Annotated in this window: 21 protein-coding genes; 6 read left to right on the forward strand and 15 right to left on the reverse strand. The window is 34.8% G+C overall.

The genetic code is table 11. The features are described 5' to 3' along the window. Positions 1 to 5 precede the first annotated feature (5 nt). The 4 genes from DFQ03_RS11425 to DFQ03_RS11440 all read left to right on the forward strand — a co-directional run bounded on the left by DFQ03_RS11425 (position 6) and on the right by DFQ03_RS11440 (position 2,336). Positions 6 to 1,190, forward strand: a complete 1,185-nt coding sequence (locus DFQ03_RS11425) for an acetate/propionate family kinase (RefSeq protein WP_133673315.1) — start codon at positions 6 to 8, stop codon at positions 1,188 to 1,190. 201 nt (positions 1,191 to 1,391) lie between these two features. Next, positions 1,392 to 1,721 carry a YtxH domain-containing protein gene (locus DFQ03_RS11430; protein WP_133673316.1) on the forward strand — a complete coding sequence of 110 codons (330 nt, stop codon included), beginning with the start codon at positions 1,392 to 1,394 and terminating at the stop codon, positions 1,719 to 1,721. 4 nt (positions 1,722 to 1,725) lie between these two features. Continuing rightward, complete coding sequence (locus tag DFQ03_RS11435; RefSeq protein ID WP_133673317.1) at positions 1,726 to 2,070, forward strand: phage holin family protein; 345 nt, start codon at positions 1,726 to 1,728, stop codon at positions 2,068 to 2,070. Between the two features lie 2 nt (positions 2,071 to 2,072). Further along, positions 2,073 to 2,336: a DUF6327 family protein gene (locus DFQ03_RS11440; RefSeq protein ID WP_133673318.1), complete on the forward strand. Its 264-nt coding sequence runs from the start codon at positions 2,073 to 2,075 to the stop codon at positions 2,334 to 2,336. Between the two features lie 221 nt (positions 2,337 to 2,557). On the opposite strand, the gene DFQ03_RS11445 is transcribed toward DFQ03_RS11440, so the two are convergent. From DFQ03_RS11445 to DFQ03_RS11455, 3 genes are all read right to left on the reverse strand, one after another. Continuing rightward, entirely contained in the window at positions 2,558 to 4,354 is a 1,797-nt protein-coding gene (locus tag DFQ03_RS11445) for a ribonucleoside-diphosphate reductase subunit alpha (protein WP_133673319.1), read from the reverse strand. Next, entirely contained in the window at positions 4,355 to 5,629 is a 1,275-nt protein-coding gene (locus tag DFQ03_RS11450) for a ribonucleotide-diphosphate reductase subunit beta (protein ID WP_133673320.1), read from the reverse strand. A gap of 421 nt (positions 5,630 to 6,050) precedes the next feature. After that, a complete protein-coding gene (locus DFQ03_RS11455; protein WP_166637465.1) occupies positions 6,051 to 7,958 on the reverse strand; it encodes an endo-beta-N-acetylglucosaminidase in 1,908 nt (635 codons plus the stop codon). 174 nt (positions 7,959 to 8,132) lie between these two features. On the opposite strand from DFQ03_RS11455, the gene DFQ03_RS11460 reads away from it, so the two are divergent. Together DFQ03_RS11460 and DFQ03_RS11465 are read left to right on the forward strand one after the other, a co-directional pair. Next, the gene (locus DFQ03_RS11460) at positions 8,133 to 8,420 is read left to right on the forward strand and encodes a hypothetical protein (RefSeq protein ID WP_394346268.1); all 288 of its coding nucleotides are present in this window, start codon (positions 8,133 to 8,135) and stop codon (positions 8,418 to 8,420) included. A 151-nt stretch (positions 8,421 to 8,571) separates the two neighbouring features. After that, complete coding sequence (locus tag DFQ03_RS11465) at positions 8,572 to 9,048, forward strand: nucleoside deaminase (protein ID WP_133673322.1); 477 nt, start codon at positions 8,572 to 8,574, stop codon at positions 9,046 to 9,048. Positions 9,049 to 9,410: 362 nt separating this feature from the next. Here DFQ03_RS11465 and DFQ03_RS11470 read toward each other — a convergent pair whose 3' ends face one another. The 12 genes from DFQ03_RS11470 to DFQ03_RS11525 form a co-directional block, all read right to left on the reverse strand. Continuing rightward, a complete protein-coding gene (locus DFQ03_RS11470; RefSeq protein ID WP_243834485.1) occupies positions 9,411 to 9,680 on the reverse strand; it encodes a two-component regulator propeller domain-containing protein in 270 nt (89 codons plus the stop codon). 272 nt (positions 9,681 to 9,952) lie between these two features. Next, a complete protein-coding gene (locus tag DFQ03_RS11475; RefSeq protein ID WP_133673324.1) occupies positions 9,953 to 11,773 on the reverse strand; it encodes an AMP-dependent synthetase/ligase in 1,821 nt (606 codons plus the stop codon). 76 nt (positions 11,774 to 11,849) lie between these two features. Further along, positions 11,850 to 12,314: a MaoC family dehydratase gene (locus DFQ03_RS11480; RefSeq protein WP_133673325.1), complete on the reverse strand. Its 465-nt coding sequence runs from the start codon at positions 12,312 to 12,314 to the stop codon at positions 11,850 to 11,852. A gap of 4 nt (positions 12,315 to 12,318) precedes the next feature. After that, positions 12,319 to 13,056: an SDR family NAD(P)-dependent oxidoreductase gene (locus tag DFQ03_RS11485; RefSeq protein ID WP_133673326.1), complete on the reverse strand. Its 738-nt coding sequence runs from the start codon at positions 13,054 to 13,056 to the stop codon at positions 12,319 to 12,321. Between the two features lie 120 nt (positions 13,057 to 13,176). Beyond that, positions 13,177 to 14,154, reverse strand: a complete 978-nt coding sequence (locus tag DFQ03_RS11490; RefSeq protein ID WP_133673327.1) for an NADPH:quinone oxidoreductase family protein — start codon at positions 14,152 to 14,154, stop codon at positions 13,177 to 13,179. A gap of 111 nt (positions 14,155 to 14,265) precedes the next feature. Then, positions 14,266 to 15,267, reverse strand: coding sequence for an NADP-dependent oxidoreductase (locus tag DFQ03_RS11495; RefSeq protein WP_133673328.1), 1,002 nt, complete (start codon positions 15,265 to 15,267; stop codon positions 14,266 to 14,268). Between the two features lie 82 nt (positions 15,268 to 15,349). Then, positions 15,350 to 16,120, reverse strand: a complete 771-nt coding sequence (locus DFQ03_RS11500; protein WP_133673329.1) for an enoyl-CoA hydratase/isomerase family protein — start codon at positions 16,118 to 16,120, stop codon at positions 15,350 to 15,352. Between the two features lie 6 nt (positions 16,121 to 16,126). After that, the gene (locus tag DFQ03_RS11505; protein WP_133673330.1) at positions 16,127 to 16,882 is read right to left on the reverse strand and encodes an SDR family NAD(P)-dependent oxidoreductase; all 756 of its coding nucleotides are present in this window, start codon (positions 16,880 to 16,882) and stop codon (positions 16,127 to 16,129) included. 122 nt (positions 16,883 to 17,004) lie between these two features. Next, positions 17,005 to 17,388: a DUF1330 domain-containing protein gene (locus DFQ03_RS11510; RefSeq protein ID WP_133673331.1), complete on the reverse strand. Its 384-nt coding sequence runs from the start codon at positions 17,386 to 17,388 to the stop codon at positions 17,005 to 17,007. Between the two features lie 4 nt (positions 17,389 to 17,392). Then, on the reverse strand, positions 17,393 to 18,460 hold the full coding sequence (locus tag DFQ03_RS11515) for a phosphotransferase family protein (RefSeq protein ID WP_133673332.1): 1,068 nt from the start codon (positions 18,458 to 18,460) through the stop codon (positions 17,393 to 17,395). Positions 18,461 to 18,491: 31 nt separating this feature from the next. Continuing rightward, a complete protein-coding gene (locus DFQ03_RS11520) occupies positions 18,492 to 19,706 on the reverse strand; it encodes an acyl-CoA dehydrogenase family protein (RefSeq protein WP_133673333.1) in 1,215 nt (404 codons plus the stop codon). A 114-nt stretch (positions 19,707 to 19,820) separates the two neighbouring features. Further along, positions 19,821 to 20,597 (reverse strand): glucose 1-dehydrogenase, encoded by a 777-nt coding sequence (locus DFQ03_RS11525; RefSeq protein WP_133673334.1) that lies wholly within the window; start codon positions 20,595 to 20,597, stop codon positions 19,821 to 19,823. Positions 20,598 to 20,722 lie beyond the last annotated feature (125 nt).

Below are 20,722 nucleotides of genomic sequence, written 5' to 3' on the forward strand. Positions count from 1 at the left end.
TTTTCATGAATATTTTAATTATAAATTCTGGTAGTTCTTCCATAAAATATCAACTTTTAGAAATGCCTTCGACCAAGGTTATTTGCGTCGGTGCTATAGAGCGTATTGGTAGTACAGATGCCATATCTAATTATAAAACGGACAATAATAAGGTTGAAAAGATTTATGAAATAGCAAACCATAAAGCCGGTCTAGAACGAATTACTTCCCTTTTATTAGATTCTGAAATTGGTGTACTTAAGAGTACCGAAGAAATTGATGCTTTTGGGCATCGTGTGGTTCATGGCGGTAGTGATTATACAGAAACAACTTTAATTGATGAAGAGGTTAAGAGAAAGATTAAAATGCTCTCTACTTTAGCACCATTGCACAACCCTGCTAATTTGCAAGGTATTGTAATGGCAGAAGAAATCTTTACTACAGCAAAGCAGATTGTTGTTTTTGACACCGCATTTCATGGTACCGTTCCTGTTAAAGCAAAAAAATACGCCTTACCTAATAATCTATATCACGACAAAGGAATTCAGGCTTATGGATTTCATGGTACCAGTCATAAATATGTTTCTGAAATTGCCAATGAGTATCTGAATAAAGCAAACACAAAGCTTATTTCTATTCACTTAGGAAACGGATGCAGTATTACCGCAATTAAAAATGGAAAAAGTATTGATCACAGTATGGGATTTGCTCCTTCGAACGGACTAATAATGGGTACCCGTAGTGGAGATATTGATCATTCTATCATTTATTATATGGTGAATACCTTAGGGTATAGCTTAGATGATGTCAACGAATTATTGAACAAAAAAAGTGGTATGCTTGGTCTTACCGGTTTTAATGATCTTCGCGATATCGAAGAAGAAGCTAGCAATGGTAATAAAGACTGTATTCTAGCTTTAGAAATGAATGCATATCGAATTAAAAAATACATTGGTGCATATACCGCTACCATGAACGGTTTAGATGCTATAATTTTCACTGCCGGTATTGGTGAAAACTCAAGTTTAATGCGCCAATTAGTCTGTAAGGATATGGATTATTTTAATTTTCAATTAGATGATTCTAAAAATGACCTAAGATCAAAAAATTTTAGAGAAATAAATACAACAGATTCTAAGGTTAAAATTTTAGTCATACCTACAAATGAAGAATTAGAAATTGCAAAGCAGGTATATGAGCTACTTACCTAATTTATACTAAATAATTCTTTAATAATATCTTACGTTACAATAGTCAGTATAGGTGTCGAATTTAAGCGTCTAATAAAGTTTTTAGTAAAACTGCTATTACATACAAAATGACCGTATATGACGCATATCATATGCAAAGCGTTTTTAAGTGTATAAATTTATCTTATAATAAAAATTTTATAAACACTTAAATTCAATATTATGCAAAACGATAATGGAATCACTTTACTTGCGCTGTTAACTGGTGCTGCAATTGGGGCGGGAATAGGTATTTTGTACGCACCTGATAAAGGAATTGAAACCCGTCATAAAATTAGAAGAAAAGTAGAGGATACTAGCCATGACATAGCTGAAAGAGTTTCTCATGCAAAAGATGAGCTTACTAAAACCGCCAATGAACAAAAGGATGCTTTTGACAGAAAATTAGACGAAGCTATTTCGACTATGAGCTACAAAGCTGATGATATCATCGATAAGTTAGAACAAAAACTAGAAGATCTCAAGGCAAAGAACGCCCAACTTCAAAAATAACAGTATGGCTTTTGAAGAATTAAAAAATGACCTCATGGGACTAAAAACCGATATGGGGTCATATTTAGAACATAGCGACGAATACTATAGACTTAAAATATTTAAAGTCTTATCAAAAAATGCTACTGGTGTATTAAAGCTTCTTTTAATAGCTATCAGTAGTCTGTTTGCTTTATTGTTTCTGTCATTCGCAGCTTGTTTGTGGCTATCTGAATTAATGAACAGTTATTTCATTGGGTTTCTAATAATAGCAGGGTCTTATATTATTATAGCAGTTATGCTCTATATATTTAGAGAACAACTAAACAAACCTGTACTTAAAAAATTATCTAAATATTATTTTGACTGATTATGAGCAAGCAATACCATTCTTTTGAAGAAATAGATGACCGCTTGAAAGTACTTAATCTTCAACGTCAAATTGATCAAGAAAGCATTAAATTTCAATTTAATAGCGCTAAAACAGATTTAGTACCTCGTCAACTAAGACAGGGACTAGGAGCTACTTTTAGTCAAAAAGGAACTATTAAAAGCTTAGTCATCACTTTCCTTTCTGGTAAACTACTTGATTTCATAAAAAGTAAACGTAAACCTAAAAATAGAGACCGTTCATGAAGTTTGTTCATAGCTCACCTGGCAATTTCATATGAGCAGTTATCTCATCTTAACTATTCAAGTTAACTACCTGCGTTTATAACATTTTTATTTCCACACCTATCTACATGTTCGTAACGTATACCACATTGATATAAAAAAAATCTGGCGTTTTAACAAACATTATTTGCTTGTTAAAACACCAGATTATATTATAAATATTATTCTAGTTCCTTTAAGGCTTATGCCTCACAACTAGCACAATCTTTCTTTTGTTTGAATTTTTGTGCAGCGTTCATACTATGTTGATAATACAACGACTTCAAACCTAATTTCCAGGCAGTTACGTGAATCTTATTGATTTCTTTAACTGGCATATCTGGGTGAACGATAATATTAACCGACTGTCCCTGATCAATATGATTTTGCCTGTTCGCTGCCTGATAGATAATATCCATCTGGTCAATTTCAGAATATGTTTTAAATACGTCTTTCTCTAAGTCTGAAAGGAAATCTAAATGTTGTACAGAACCGTCAAAATCACGAATACTATGCCATACTTCGGTAGTGTTCATTCCTTTATCTTCTAAAAGTTCTACCAAGAAAGGATTTCTAATCGTAGTTTTAACTTTAGCGATATCCTTTACATAAGTATTAGACCAAATTGGCTCGATACCTTGAGATACTTGACCTAAGATAAACGCAGAAGATGTTGTTGGTGCAATTGCATTCAACGTGGCATTTCTTCTACCGTAGCCTTTCAGTACTGCTGGTTCACCAAATTTATCGGCTAATTCTTCTGAAGCACTGTATGACTTTTCTTTTATCGTTTTGAATATTTCACTATTCAAATTGTATGCTTCTTGACTGTTAAAAGGCAACATTTTAGATTGTAATAATGAATGCCATCCTAAAACACCCAATCCTAAAGCACGGTTATCTTTTGCGAAGTTGTAAGCTCGTTCCATAAACATGAACGTTTGACGATCTTCACGGCTTTCAGAATCACGATATACTTCTAATTTTTCACAGAACTCAGTAATAACTGCATCTAAAAAGAATACCATTGTTTCAACAGCATCGGTATCTTTCCATTTGTCATAATGAAGAACGTTTACAGAAGATAATACACATACAAACGACCATTCGTCACTTGATGGTAACATGATTTCTGTACAAAGGTTACTTGCATGAATTTTATGTCCTTTTTCTCTGTATACATCCGAAGCACCATTGTTGGCATTGTCTTTAAAGAAAATATAAGGATACCCCATTTCTCCTCTTCTCTGTAATACTTTTGCCCAGATAGAACGCTTTTCATTATCGCCATCTACCATTTCTTGCATCCACTCATTGGTTACGGTTACACCATGAGTCAGTTCTTGAATCGGGTTACCTTCGGTACCTATTTCTAAGAATTCTTTGATATCCGCATGCTCTACAGGTAAATATGGAGAAAAACGACCACGGCGAACAGAACCTTGGCTTACTACATCTACCATAGATTCGAAAAGTTGCATAATATGTACCGCTCCAGAAGCTTTACCATTATTCTTTACCTCTGCTCCTCTATGTCTAATGTTACCAAAGTAACCAGATGTACCACCACCTAATTTAGACATCATACCTACTTCTGACTGCGTATACAAAATGTTACCCATGTCATCAGATATATTAGATCCAAAACAGCTAATTGGCAGTCCTCTTTCTTTTCCGAAGTTAGACCAAACCGGCGATGCCAACGAGTAAAAACCTTCACTCATATACCCGTAGAACTTGTCTGAAAAACCAGGCATTCCCAATATCTTCTCAGCTCTATCTGCAATTTCACGAATACGTGTTTCTGCTGAAACTCCCGGAGATAAATAACCAGAACCTAAAAAGTTACGGCTATCTTCATTTAACCACTTAAAACCTTCTTCTTTGTCTTTCTTTAAGCTATCAAGTGCTTTTTTTCTAGCTTGAACAAGTTCATCTGAACCATTCAATTTTACTTCTTCTTGAATACTAGTCTCTAAATTAATTTTTGAATCGTTCATTTAAAATAAGTCGTCGCTGGTTATACTTTGTGTTCTTTTGCTATAGTTGATAGAGCGTTTTACGAAGAAATCGCCATGTTTGGTTCCGATAATTTCATCATCGAACCATTCTGTTTGCGATAATAATTCTTCGTCTACGTCAAATATTTTTTCGATTCCAATACTTTCAATAGAATCGTTAAATCTCTTTTTAATGAATTCTTTCACTAATTTCTTAGGTAAGAAGTCAATTTCGCCGGCTTCAAAAATCCAATCTATAATATCACTTTCCGAAACAAATGCTTCTTTACACATTTCTTGTACAGAACCATGAAATTCTTTATTGAACCATGTAGGGTTTTCATCTTTGATGATGTTTATAATATCGATACCAAAATCACCGTGAATCTGCTCCTCTTTAGAAGTAGCCTCTACAACATTAGAGATACCTTTGAACATATTCTTATGTTTATTGAAAGCCATGATGATCAAGAACTGAGAAAATAAAGAAACATGCTCTATAAATAATGAGAACAATAAAACGGACTCTGCATATTCTTGATTATCCTCACTCTTAGAATTTTTAAGAGCCGTTTCTAAATAATGAACTCTTTTCATTATAACAGGTTTCTTTTTCAAGTTTTTAAACTCTTCGTTTAAACCTAATATTTCTAATAAGTGTGAGTATGCATCATGATGTCTTACTTCACTTTCTGCAAAAGTTGCACCAACAGAACCAATTTCTGGTTTAGGCATCTTGTGATAAATATCTCCCCAAAAACTTTTAACCGCAACCTCTATTTGAGAAATTGCCAACATGGTATTCTTTATTGCATTTCTCTCAATATCGGTCAATCCTGTTTTGAAATCTTGAATATCACTTGTAAAATTGAACTCTGTATGGATCCAATATGAATGTCTTATCGCAGATACATAATCATACAATGCAGGGTATTCATACGGTTTAAGATTTACACGTTTTTCAAAGACATTAGACTTTCTTCTTTGCGCTTGTTCATTTCGATAAATGATATACGCCTTAGCTACATCGAAATAGCCACCTTCCATTAATTTATTTTCAACGAAATCTTGAACCTCCTCTACTGTAGGAATATAATTTGCATCAGCTTGCTTTCTTTCTAACAATGCTAATTGAACATTATTAGAGATTATTTCGGCTTCACCGGGGCCACCATGTTCAACAGCTGTCATAGCCTTCAAAATGGCATTAGTTATCTTGTGTAAATGAAAAGGTTTTGTTGAAAAATCCCTTTTTATGACTTCTGTGATTTTCATGTTAATTTAAAGTTAATGATGTGGATATTAAGAGAGATGTAAAGGTCGAAAATTAATCACCTTAATTTCACATTAACCTCTTTAAGCTTTTAACAGGGTTATCAACAATTTCATTTTTGAGACAAAACACCTTGTTATAAGCATTGACCAAAAAATCTTATAAAATTCTAATAAACAGTTATTTACAATAAATTATCTGAAGACAAAAATTAGATTTGTTTAAAGAAATACTTTACCTAAAACTTTTATAAATTATTTTTTATCAAAAATATCATAGGTAAATTTTGAAGATAACATACTATTAACCTTGAGGTATTTTTTTGAATCAAATTTGTAGTTCCCTAAGTAGTTTTTTATCAATTATATAGCTAAAACTACATCAACCTTAGCATTATATTTTTTATTTAAAGAACAACTTTAGCTATTGTGAAAAATTCACCTTTTTCCGTATTATTCTCCCCTTCAGGCCTCCAAAACTTTCTGATTGCACTTCTAAGTTAATAATGCTTTTTTTTGTAAGAATGTTGGATATATAAAAATCTTGCGAAGGAGTTTTACCTAGCCAAACTTTTTCATTTTTAGCATTTAAATAGTAAATATTATGATACACGCCCACTGATTTTTCATTAAAATGAATGTATAATTCAGCGGTATGATTCTTAACAAATGTCTCCATAGAAAAAGATGAAGTAGTAGGATTCTTTTCTTTTTTATTATTTAATGATAACTCGCCAAGAAATGCGGTACCTTTTCCTTTTGTCAGTACTCCTATTTTAGATATTATGCTGTTTTTTTGTGCAGGAATAGAAATGGTATTCGTAAACCATGAACTTGATTTCTTTAAAGGAAACATCAAAGTCTCCCCGTTTGATAACTTACAATAGATTTGCATATCTATATTACCAAATGTCTTCATTACCACCTGAAGCTTTAATGACTTATCTAAACTAAATTTTGTTTTGTATAGTGGAATTTCAGCATCCGAAAATCCTTCAAAAAATAAACTACTACCACCATTATAACTCTCATTAAAACTGATATTAGCATTTACTTTTGTGCTATCAACATGAAATTGCCATGTAGGTAACACATCTTGAATACTTAGGTTATGCCACTCTTTATCAGAAACAGTCTTACCCTTTTCATTATAAAAACGACCTAAGCCATAATTGAAGTTCGTTTTAAAAGGTAATTCGTTTAGTACACTACGTGGCTCAAAATAATCTGCAAAACCCTTCCAAGTACTTGAGCCAAATCTTGTTTCAACCGTTGTACCGCCATTCCAGAACTTTTGTTCGTTATTATAAACCTCTTCAGGCGTTTTGGTTTCTGATATATCGAACGTTGAATTTGACCAATATAAACCTATAGAGGTATTCTTTGGTTTTCCATCCTTATATAATGCATCCCACTTTACGGGAGTCATAAAACTTTTAGATTGTACGTCTATACCTGCAAACAAATCCCATTCGCTTCTTCCTAATTCTTTAGTCAAAATCTTACTATCTTCTAAATTAACTTCATGATATCTAAAGTTGATAAAAAAGACATCAGACATATTGGTATTTCCATCTTGAAAATACATTTGATTATGTTCATTTAATTCATCTTGCCAAATGACCCTAGAATCATCGATCATAGCGTCATACCACACCAATTTTAAATTTGATTGCTTTCTATAATAAGCTATAAACTGCTTCATTAACTCGCCCATTTCACCCACCAAATCGTAGGTTTCCTGATTAATGAACCATCCATCAAAATTATAGGTTGTAGCAACTTCTATCAACTTATCAGCAACAGGAAAGCTTCCATCTTCGTTCTGTACTAAAAATTCATAGACCCATTCTTCTTTACCTCCATATACATTAGGCGGAAAAAATACGGTGCCTATACTCTTTACTCCGTTCTTATGTGCAGCATCAGTCCAAAATGCCGTGGGCGGTATTATAATACCTTCATTGGCCGACCCGCCCCATTGTACAAAATAATCTATGTATTGCCAAAAGGGGAAAGCATATTGTTTTACGGTAGAAAATCCTTGAGACGGATGAAAATTAGTCGTATGTGGCGCCATTAATGCTATGATACCCGGAATTTTTGGAGCATTGTCATTTAATTCAGTTGAATCATTTAAAAAACGATCTGCCAGTGCTACTTGACTTATATTGAACTTAGCCTCTTTATCACTTTCTACCGACCATTGCAATAGTTCTTCTACAAACCAAAATGAAGAATAAGGCTGGTTATCTCCAAATTCCGATTTTTGGGCATTACTTTTTGATACAAAACTTAAGACCAATAGGCTTAGTAAAATTACTTTCTTCATAATCGTTTTCATATTATTAAAAGCTAAAGATTGTTCTTTTCTAGTGAATCTACAACCAAGTTGCCATAATATGGCTTGTAGTTTTAAACAACCAAAGTAGCTTTTGGAGTTAAAACCTTCTTTAATAGTCAGAAAATGAAATTTTGAATACTTTCGCCTTGAATAAAGCCGTATATGAAAATTGAAGAATTAGTTGGTGAGTATACTATTATTGGCAGCAACCAAGATGAGGAATCACATAACTACAAAGGTAAACTTGTACTCACCTTAGATACATACAAAAGAATTGTAGCCCTTTGGACCATCAACCAATCACAGCAACAAACTGGTACGGGTTTCTTTAAAAACAATATACTCGTCATCAACTTTAAATATGTAGGTGAAGACCAAAACATTTACAAAGGTGTTGCTGTCTATCAGTGTGTAACTAAAGATATTTTAGACGGATTTTGGTCCGAGTAACATGGAAATCCGCTCTATTTAGGAGAAGAGCGCTGCTTTAGAATAAAGGCAAACCCTATGCAGTTAAACTGATGAACGTCTACAATAAAAAACTAAAGTTTATACCATTTTATTCCTTTAATTTTGCATCCACAATTTTAAAAAAGTTTCTATGACGAAAGACCATGAGTTTTTTATGAGAAGAGCCATTGAAATGGCGGCAAAGGGAATGAACTCAAACGCAGGCGGACCATTTGGTGCCGTTGTTGTTTTAGATGGAGAAATTATTGCCGAAGGTCATAACAAAGTTACCTCAACAAATGATCCTACGGCGCATGCAGAAATGGTCGTTATTAGAGATGCCTGTAAAAAACTTAATACATTTCAATTAACCGAATGTATTATCTACACCTCTTGTGAACCTTGCCCTATGTGTTTTGGTGCTATTTACTGGGCAAGACCAAAGGCTGTATATTACGGTTGCGATAAAGCAAATGCAAAAGCGATCGATTTTGATGACCAGTTTATTTATGATGAATTAGAAGTTGAAATGCCAGAAAGACAAATTTACTTTAAACAAATGTTACAAAAAGAAGCTGTAGAAGTGTTTAATAACTGGGCTTCTAAAAATGATAAGACGAAGTATTAAACCTTAAAAGGTTGTGTAAGTTAATTACATCTATAAATAATAAAGCGTATAGCTTCTGAATACAGAGACTATACGCTTTATTTTATGTAATATATCTCTAAATATATTTAGCTTTCATCAGCTTTCAATTTTATAAAACAAAATCAGACTCAAGAACAGTATTTGAACTTCCCCCTATAGATTCTTTAAAATCACATTCTTCGGGTACAGGACCTGTAAGATTCCAAAAACCTTTAAACTAGTTCATTTCACCAACCTTTTCCTCTAAAGTCATAAGACTCATTAATGTGTCGATTTTTCCTTCAATTACATTATTAAGGTTTTTTGAGTGTAATTATTTTGGCAGAATGAGTTACATGCAACTATGTTTTAAACATCCATAAATTACCATCTGCCCCATCTACAATGGCATTAATTCTATTATTACTAATAGAACTTTTATCATTTAATATGGATTTATAGACTTCAAACTCATAACCATTATACTTATTGAGACCATCAATGGTACAAAACCACATAAAACCTTCCGAGTCTTGAAAAATGGTTAAACAGGTGCTACTAGATAAACCGTCTACTGTATATAAATTCTCGAACTTAAAATTTTTAAACTGTGCTTGGCACAATAAACTCATTAAGCAACACAGGACGAGAAAGAATATCCTTAAATTCATTATAATTCAACCGCCGCAACTTATAATAATTTCCATTTTGTCCATATATATTTGATAATCAAAATATCAAAATTTTGATCAGAAATTGCTAGTTATTAAATTCAGGTATAGAAGCCTTGTAACAAAATTTAAGCTAAACATGATTTTTGAATACGCAAAATTGCGGAAAAATTATATTTTCATCTATGAGTATATAGTTTTCGTAACTACTTCTTTAAATCAAATTGATACTCTTATTCTGAATAGATTTCTGCTATCTCTTTTTTGTATTTTTCTCTTATTACCCTTCGCTTTAATTTAAGTGTAGGTGTTAATTCTGCAGCTGAACCATTTTCATGAACCGGAAGCCACGGCGTAGAAATAAGCTTAAATTTTTTAATTTGCTCTACGTGACTAAACTCCGGATTATATTTATCAATTATTTTTTGATATTTTTTTATCACTTTTTTATGTTGAATAATTTCTTCTAAGCTCGTCCAAGAAATATCTTTTTTATGGCAATAGTTCCTTAGTGCTTCTTCAGCCGGTACAATAAGCGCCGATACGAATTTTTGCTTATCTCCAATAACCATCATTTGCTCTACCAAAAACTCTTCTCGCAATCTATTTTCTATTGGTGCCGGAGCCACATATTTGCCCCCCGAAGTTTTTAAAAGTTCTTTTTTCCTATCTGTAATCTTTAAATACTCACGCCCCGTAGGACCTTTTACCAATTTACCGATATCACCTGTTCGAAACCATCGTTTATTATCTATCTCACAAAAAACCTCTGCATTAACTTCTGGTTTTTTATAGTAGCCTAGCATGACATTTGGACCGTGAGCTAAAATTTCACCCTCGCCTTCTTGATAATCTCCATTTTCTGTATCTATTAGTATTTGAACTCCATCAATAATTGGTCCCGCGGTACCTAGCATTACACCATCAATTTCCATAGTATTTACGGTCAAAGTTGGTGAAGTTTCGGTTAATCCGTATCCTTCACGAATCGGGATTCCCGCTGCACAGAAAACACGCATAATCTTAACAGGACAAGGAGCTGCACCGGTAACAATAGCATTTATATTACCTCCCATAGCTTCTCGCCATTTGCTAAAAATCAGCTTATCGGCTATCTTCCATTTTATTTTTTTTCCAAAGGACAATTTTTGATTTGGTTCCCATTCGTCAGTTAATGCCAATGCCCAAAAAAACAGTTTTTTCTTTGTTCCCTCAAGTGATAATCCTTTGTTATAAATAGCTTCATAAATTTTTTCCAGCAACCTAGGTACCGTGGCAAAAGTGACTGGTTTTACAGACGCCAAGTCTCCTTCCGGACCACTTAAGTTATCAGTTCCTGCAAAGAATATTTTTGTGCTTTTTAAAGTATATACGAATAGAACGGCTCTTTCAAAAATATGACACATCGGTAAAAAACTTAATACCTGATCTCCGGTTTTCGCAGCCATATGAGGCTCGGTTTCTCTAACCACATGCATAACATTATTATGTGTTAGCATCACTCCTTTTGGGTTCCCTGTAGTACCAGATGTATAAATAATAGTGACTAAGTCTTGCCCTTCTATGCCTTTCTTTATTTCTTTAATTCTATCGCTATTTTTTGAATCGAAAATAGTCTTCCAAAATGTCCCTTTTGGATGTTCATCAAATGTAAAAATATGTTCTAAACTTTTTACCTTTTTTTTTGTTTCGGTCAGCTTATCAAGCAAATCACCTGTTCCACAAAATGCTGCTTTTACCTCTGCCTCATTTAAGATATATTCATACTCACCTACACTAATAGTTGGGTATAACGGAACACTTACCATCCCTGATATCTGAATGGCGAAATCCATGATTGCAAACTCCGGTCTATTTTTATACACTACAATACCGACCTTATCACCTGGCTCTAAACCAAGACTTAACAAACCTGATGCAGCTTGCTCTACTGCCTCAACGACCGCTTGCGAACTGTACGATTGCCAATTTCCATTTACATCTCGACCACTTAACGATTTATCAAGTGGATGATTTTCTAATTGATGGTAAAGAAGATCGAACAGTCTAGTCATTGTTTGTTATTTTGTTTAAGTTAATCATTTAAATATTACAATAGGTATCTCTTAAAAAAACCCTTTATAAATAGGGTTATTCGAACATTAAACTCAAAAACTCAGCAACACATGCCGGTTTTTCAGAACCTTCTATTTCTACAGTACAGTTCCATGTCACTTTTAACCCGGTGTCGCCATAATTTTCTATTTTCGAAATACGACACACTAATCGAAGTCGGCTATCTACTAAAACCGGATTAGGAAAACGGACTTTATTCAACCCATAGTTTACTCCCATTTGTGCTGATTTTACCTGAATGGAATCACCTAGCATTTTTGAAAGTAGTGATACCGACATAAAACCATGGGCTACCGGTTTTTTAAAGGGCGAGTGTTTTTTTGCTTTTTCTAGGTCTACATGAATCCATTGAAAATCTCCAGTTGCTTTCGCAAAGTCATTGATCATTTCTTGGGTAACAATCATCCAATCACTTTCTGGTAATTGTTTGCCTTCCAGCTTTCTAAATTCCTCAAAATTTTCGATTTCTAACTTTCCCATAATCTTATCTTGAAGTTCCACCATCAATGGTTAAGCAAATACCTGAAACAAAACGAGCCTCGTCTGAAGCCAGGTACAAATAACCATAGGCAATATCAATAGGTTGCGCAACTGTTTTTAAAGGAATACTAGCTTCAATAGCTGCGAAATGCTCTTTCGGAATCTTATCTACCATATTAGTCATTGTAAAACCTGGCGCAATGGCATTTGCAGTTATACTGTATTTACCCAGTTCCATCGTCCATGTTTTTGACATTGCAATGACACCTGCCTTAGTTGCTGCATAGTTTGTTTGCCCAAAATTACCACGTAAACCAACGTTAGAAGCAGCACTAACAATTCTTCCATATTTGTTTGCTTTCATATAAACTGCTGCTGCTTGTGTACATAAAAAGACTCCTTTCAGGTTTACCTCAACAACAGAATCAAATTCTGCTTCGCTCATTTTTTCAAGCGTTCTATCTCTGGTAATTCCCGCATTATTTATTAAGATATCTAACTTACCATACTTCTTATTTATCGATGCGAACAACGTTTCAATTGCAGCTTTGTCTGTTACTGAAACGGAATGAAATTCTGCTTTACCTCCATTCGAATTGATTCCGTCGGCAACTTCTTGCCCCTGTGGTAAAAGGTCTACTATGATTACCGTTGCACCTTCTTTTGCAAATAATTCGGATATTGCTTGACCAATTCCTCTTGATCCACCTGTAACTACAGCTACTTTATTTTCTAATCTCATTTTTTTTGTTTTGGTTGTTGGTTGTTGGTTGTTGGTTGTTGGTTGTTGGTTGTTGGTTGTTGGTAAATACCAAAATCAACTATATTACAACTTTGTACTTTGTACGGTAATAAAAAAACATTAATCTACCTTCACAATCAGCTTGCCCCGCACTTTTCTATTGGTCATTTCTTCCAATGCTTTTGAAGTGTCCTCTAAATTATAAATAGCATGAATGTGTGGTTTCAATTTTCCTTCTGCATGCCATTTCATAAGGGTCATTGTATTTTCCATATTGGCTTTAGTATTCTTCATTGCAAAAGCTCCCCAAAAAACACCAACTATTGCCGCTTCTTTTAATAATGGAAGATTCAAAGGTATTTTTGGAATATCACCTGCAGCAAAGCCAACCACTAAATACCTACCGTTTCTGGCAATACCACGAAACGCTGCTTCTGAATACGTGCCGCCAACTGGATCGTATATGACATCTACACCTTTGCCTTCAGTCAGCTCTTTAATTGTTGCTTTTAAATCTTTTTTTGTATAGTTTATAGTTACATCAGCACCATATTCTTTACATAATGAAAGTTTTTCATCTGTGGAAGCGGCTGCAATAACTTTTGCTCCCATTAACTTGCCTAACTCTACAGCTGCAAGTCCAACGCCACCTGATGCTCCCAATACCAAAAGGGTTTCTCCTTCTGCCAATACACCCCTATCTTTTAGTGCATGGTAAGAAGTACCATATGCCATTAAAAATGAAGCAGCTACTGGAAAATCCATTTGTGGTGGCTTTGGAAAACAAGCATTTGCAGGTACCACGACTTCTTCTGCCAGACCTCCGTGAGCTACAAATCCAAATACTTCTTGACCTACTTTTAAATGGGTTACTCCTTCACCTACTTCCTTAACAACACCCGCTACATCACTACCTGGTGTAAAAGGCAATTCTGGCTTAAATTGATACAAACCCTGTATTATCAGTGTATCAGGAAAATTTAGTCCGCATGCCTTGACCGCCACTAAAACTTCCTTCGCTTTTGGTTTTAAACTAGCAACTTCTTCTAATACCAAAGAAGATGGCGGACCATATGTATTACATCGTATTGCTTTCATTTATTTTGGTTGTTGATTCTTGGTTGATGGTTATTTTTTAAATCCAAATTCAATTTCTAGGCATTGCTATTTTTGTATTTGACTTTTGAATTTATGTATGTGTTTATATTTTTACTCCTCTATTACTTTCAACACCAATTTCCCCATTTTATCACCTGAGAAAAGTCGGTTGTAAGTTTCTGGGAAGTTTTCAATTCCTTCATAAATATCTTCACGACTCTTTATTTTTCCTTGCGCCATCCATATGCCTAATTGCTCGGCTCCTTCTTTATACCTATCTGCCCAATCAAAAACGACGATACCTGTCATACTCGCTCTATTGACCAATAATGACAAATAATTACTCGGACCTTTTACCGCTTCTTTATTGTTATACTGAGAAATGGCACCACAAATAACAATTCTTGCATGAAGTCTTAATCTGCCTAGAACGGCATCTAAAATTTCTCCACCTACATTATCAAAATAAACGTCTAATCCCTTCGGGCATTCTTCTTTCAAACGTGCTTTGATGTCCTCATTTTTATAGTCGATACAAGCATCAAAACCAAGTTCGTCAACAACATATTTACATTTTTCTGCACCACCGGCAATACCAATTACATGGCATCCTTTAATTTTGGCAATTTGACCAACAATACTACCAACAGCACCAGCAGCACCTGATACCACAACAACATCTCCTTCTTTAATCTTTCCAACTTCCTGAATTCCGAAAAATGCCGTCATACCCGGCATACCTAAAGAGCCAATATATGTTGGTAATGGAGCTAATTTTGGGTCTACAGGATAAAATCCTTTTCCATCAGTTACCGTATATTGTTGAACACCACCGGTACCAGCTACATATTGTCCTACTTTAAATTTTGAATGTTTAGAGGCTACTACCTCGCCAACAGAACCTGCTCTCATGACCGAACCGATTTCCATTGGTGCTATATAGGATCTTGCATCATTCATCCACCCACGCATGGCTGGATCTAACGATACATAATATTGTTTTACCAAAATTTGTCCTTCTTCTATTTCAGGGATTGGGTTGGTTTCTAACGACCATGTTGAAGCATCAGCTTCACCTTGTGGTCTTTTTACAAATAATAATTGTTTGTTCATGAATTCGTTTTATATTTTAAATTCCCGCTAGAGGAAATCTCTTTAATTTTTATTTAATATTTTCAAATTCTTAAATTCTACTTTACTTCTTCTTACTCGAAAAGCTCTCTACATACGCTTTCATCTTAGCTCTTATTTGTGGTTTCCACCAAAGCTCAGAAGCCTCTTTTAGTGAGGTTTCAGCGTTAAAGTCAAGTTTACCCCAAAGATGATGTCGCAGTTTTGCTTTTGTATTTATAAGAATCTCTTGGTCAGCTCTCATATATATTTTCATCTGCTTTTCAGCGCGTTCCAAAACATTTTCTAAAGGCACTAACTCATCTACCAGTCCGGCAGATAGTGCTTCTTTTCCTGATAGTAATTTTCCTTCCAAAATATACCTACTCGCTAAACCTTCGTCCATCCAAAAAGCATATGCTTCTGTTAAGTTTTGACTTATTTGAATGTTCACCGCGACCTCATTCAGCCCTATTACATACTTATCGCCTTCAGCCATATATCTATTATCACTAGTTACCGCCAGTACGCATCCTCCTGCAGGTGAATGCCCAGTAATCGCCGATATAAATGGCTTTTTAAACTGAACTAACTGAAGATATAATGCACCAAATATTGTGAAAAAATGAGTGATTTGTTCTTTATCGTATTGGTACAATTCAATTAAATCTAAACCTGCAGAAAAGTAATGGGGCTGCCCAGTTAGAATAACTCCCTTTACATCTGCATTTTTTTCTAAATCATGAAAAGTATCAGCTAATTCATTAACCATTTCGGCATTGATCGCGTTCACTTTGCCACGGTTCATTTGAACTATAGCATACTCGTTTTTATAAGTTATTTCTAATGTATTCATATCTTTTTATAATGAAGTTCCTCCGTCTAATGTTATGGTCTGACCCGTAATAAATTTAGAATTCTCAGAGGCCAACCAACAAATTGCTTCTGCAATTTCATCTGCTTCACCAAAACGACCCATAGGTATAAAGCGTTTTAGTTTAGAACCCATATCTGGGCTTACAGACAATAATTGTTCTAATAATGCTGAATTAGTAAACCCAGGACAAACGGCATTAATACGTATTTTTTTTCTACCGTATTCTAGTGCGGCGGACTTCGTCATACCAACTACTGCAAATTTACTTGCGCTATAAGACAAATTATTCCCTGACGCTTTTAAGCCCGCAAGTGAGGCTACGTTTACTATGTTTCCTTTTCCTTGAGAAATCATTTGCTTTATAGCCGCCTGCATGCAATAAAACACACCCGTTTGGTTCACAGCAATTACATTATGCCAATCATCATGTGTATGGTCTGCCGTTTTTGCTTGGTGCTTTCCACCAATACCCGCATTATTTACCATTACATCTACACTACCGTATTTCGAAACCGTATCTGCTATTAAACTTTCAACTTCTTCAAATTTGGTTACATCGGTTTTAATAGCCGTTGCAGTACCTCCTGCAGTATTTATTTCTTCGGCTACTTTATTGGCATTGTCCATGTTAATATCAGAAACAATTACGTTTGCACCATGTGTTCCAAAAAGTTTAGCCGTTGCCGCGCCAATACCACTACCAGCACCTGTAATAATTACAATTTTGTCTTTTAAATTCATTTGTTTCTTTTTAAACTTTTAGTGTTCCCAGATTCTTGATTCTGTTTGTTATGACAGCAAAGACTATTTTACTTTTTATCTCTCTACACTTTATTTTTTGTCCACTTAGTACTTGATACTTTTCAGCTACAATGTATTAACCGAGAATCTTCTAGTGCTTGTTTTCTTAAATGTGAAGGATACCCTTCAGCTTGTATCATCTCTAAAAAATCTGAAATGGATTTATATTTAATGAGCAATATTTTATCCCATAAGCCTTCATCTATGGGTCCTATCAACATGGTATTTTCTTTACCCATAAATAAGATTTCTGCCTCTGCATTTATAAAAAAAGGAGTCGCTTTTTTCATATATTCTTTATAGGAATCAGACCCTGACAAACCCGTTTCAGGTACCAATTCTTTAAACTTCAATAAGTTAAGCATCACCACAGAAGTATCTTTTGGCAGTTTTATAAAAGCCTTAAATTGTTTTTCATTGATATCTAGAAATGCTCCCTTTTTCATACTCTTAAAATAAATTATCAATTTGATTTTTCTGAATGGCTTGCCATGCAGTATTACAACATAATTCTGATGCCTTGTTCAAGTATGCAAATTTTGGATCACTAGTATGACCATGCTTATACCTATAATATATTTGCTGGGCAATTACAGCAATTTTAAAGAGTCCATAAGCATAATAAAACGTTAGATTATCTATATTTCTCCCGCTTTTAAGTGCATATTGCTGCACTATTTCTGTTCTAGACGGGTTACCTTCCATAACCGTTGGTGATTGCAAACCTTGCTTCATAAAATCGGGATCGGCAGCTGTTGTCCAATAGCCTAAAGAAGTGCCTAAATCCATTAAAGGATCACCTAGCGTACACATTTCCCAGTCTAGAATGGCTGTAATCTCTTTCCATGTATCATCTTTAAAAACTACATTGTCATACTTAAAATCATTATGTATTAAGGTATGATCGTATTTCTTTGGTTGATTGTCTTGCATCCATGACATTACCTTTTCAGCCGTAGGCACATTATCGGTAGCGGCAGCCAAATATTGCTTACCCCAGTTGGTAACCTGTCTTTCAACATACCCTACTGGTCTACCTAAATTTTCTAATCCTGCAGCCTTGTAATCTACCTTATGAAATTCCACAAACGTATCTAGCCAGGTATTTGATACTATTTTGAATTCTACCGGAGAAACATTTCTAACACGTGCTTCTTTTGAAGTTAAAATTTCGCCTGAAACCTTACTCATTATATAAAATGGGGCACCAATTACATCCACATCTTCTGTATAGGCAAATGCAGTTGGTGCTTTATCGAACAACTTATTTAAGTTATGAATTACTTTATATTCCCTTCCCATATCATGACCTCTTTTGGGAGCGGCAAATGGAGGGCGACGCAATACAAATTCTTTATCTTCTATATGTAAAAGGTACGTCAGGTTTGAAAAACCATTAGAGAATTGATGAACCTTTAACTCGCTTTTGGCGGTAGTAATCAAGTTATGCTCAAGCAAGAATTTCTTGAGTTTAAGTTCGTCCAATTCCTCTCCATCTCTAACTGGTTTTAAATTCATTTTTTCTATTATCTGTTAGTCGAACTCTTTTTTATTTCGTGTATTTTTTAATGACATTCTTACCCAATTGACTCATGTGTACCTCATCTGGTCCATCTGCTAATCTGAGCATTCTTGCAGCAGCATAATAATGAGCCAACGGCACATCGCTACTTACGCCTAAACCGCCCAAAATTTGCATTGCCCTATCTACCACTCTCAATGTCATATTAGGCGTAACTATTTTGATCATAGCTATTAAATCTTTGGCTTCTTTGTTACCTAGCTTATCCATTTTGTCGGCTGCGGAAAGAACCAGTAACCTTGTTTGCGCTATTTCACAGGCTGAATTTGCAATATCTTGACGAACACTACTGTAGGTATCTAAAGTTCTACCAAAAGGTTTACGTTGCGTTGTACGTTGCGCCATAATTTCTAACGAGCGTTGTGCCATACCTATTAAACGCATGCAATGATGTATTCTACCAGGACCTAATCTTCCCTGTGCAATTGCAAAACCTTGACCCTCACCTACCAATAAATTTTCTTTAGGCACACGAACATTATCTAATTGAATTTCTGCATGCCCCTCAGGAGAATCATTATAACCAAAAACAGTTAACGGTCTAATCACTTTTAAACCAGGTGAATTCATAGGCACCAAAATCATGCTCTGCTGTACATGTTGGGGAGCATCAAAATCAGTTTTTCCCATGACAATGGCAATCTTACAATTAGGATCCATTGCACCCGATGACCACCATTTAAGACCATTAATTATATACTCATCTCCATCGGCTACAATAGATGTTTCTATATTGGTAGCATCTGAAGAAGCAACTTCAGGTTCTGTCATTAAGAACGCAGATCGAATTTCACCGTTCATCAATGGTTTTAGCCATTTTTCTTGCTGTTCTGGAGTACCGTATTTTGATAAAACTTCCATGTTGCCAGTATCAGGAGCACTACAGTTGAATACTTCTGATGACCATATCATGCGCCCCATTATTTCTGCCAACGGAGCATATTCCATATTGGATAAACCAGGACTCAATTCTCCATAAGTTTTTGGTAGGAAAAGATTCCATAAGCCAGCATCTTTTGCTTTTTGTTTTAAACCTTCTAAGCCCGGCCACTTCGTCCATGCATTTGCTGGATCTTTATGATATGTCTCAACTTCTTTTTCAACAGGAGCCAAATTTTGAGCTACAAATTGCTTTAGTTTCTCTTGAAGTTCTTTGGATTTATCTGAATATTCGAAATTCATTGTTTCTCGTTTTCGTTGATACTTATTAAGAGTTAATTTCTTTGAGTTTCAATTTGTAATTGTCTTTTAGTTGTTTAGATGATATCATTAATAACCAAGATGCAAAAACAAATTTTAGCCCGAAATTAAATATCCACCATCTGCTGCATATACGCCACCGGTCATATACGAACCTGCATCTGATGCTAATAGCATTACAACTCCTGCCATTTCATCTGGCTCGGCCATTCTTTTTAATGGTACGGTTTGATTGTAGCCTTCAACTAATTTGTCGTTAGACCAAAGACTTTGACTAAACTTTGTTTTAATAAGTCCGGGACAAACCACATTAGAGCGAATTCCAAATCTCCCCCATTCTTTGGCTTGGTTTTTTGTTAGCATAATCAAAGCCGATTTGGTCATACTATACAAGCCCAATCTAAACCCTGGATGAATACCTTCTACAGAAGAGATATTAATAATACTTCCGCTTCCATTCTCCTTCATATATGGTTGAACCAAATTTGAAAGTAACCAAGGAGCTTTTACGTTCACATTCATTATTTTATCAAAAACCTCTTCACCAGAGGTTTCTAAAGGACCATAAAAAGGATTGATAGCCGCATTATTCACCAGTATATCTATGCGCCCATATTTTTCAATGGTCTTTGCTACTAGAGTTTCTCTCTGTGCTGAATCACCTATATGACAAGCAATACCTACGGCGTCGTATCCAGCTTTATTAAATTCAGCAGCCACAGCATCAACAGCTTCTTGCTTACGGCTACTGATGACCAATTTGGCTCCATTTTCTGCCAAGCCTCGTGCAATAGATAATCCTATTCCTTTACTAGAACCTGTAACGATAGCCACTTTTCCTGTAAGATCAAATTTTTGTTTTATGCTATTCATATGTTTATATCTCGTTTTTCTTTGCTAGTTTTTAAATGTCGCGTATTGACAGAACCAGCGCTATATTCTGTATGTGAATTTATCTTAAATTGTCTGCTGTACCTCAGTATTCTATTTCTCGAGAT

Origin of the sequence: Maribacter caenipelagi, assembly GCF_004364175.1 — a bacterium.
Lineage (GTDB): Bacteria > Bacteroidota > Bacteroidia > Flavobacteriales > Flavobacteriaceae > Maribacter > Maribacter caenipelagi.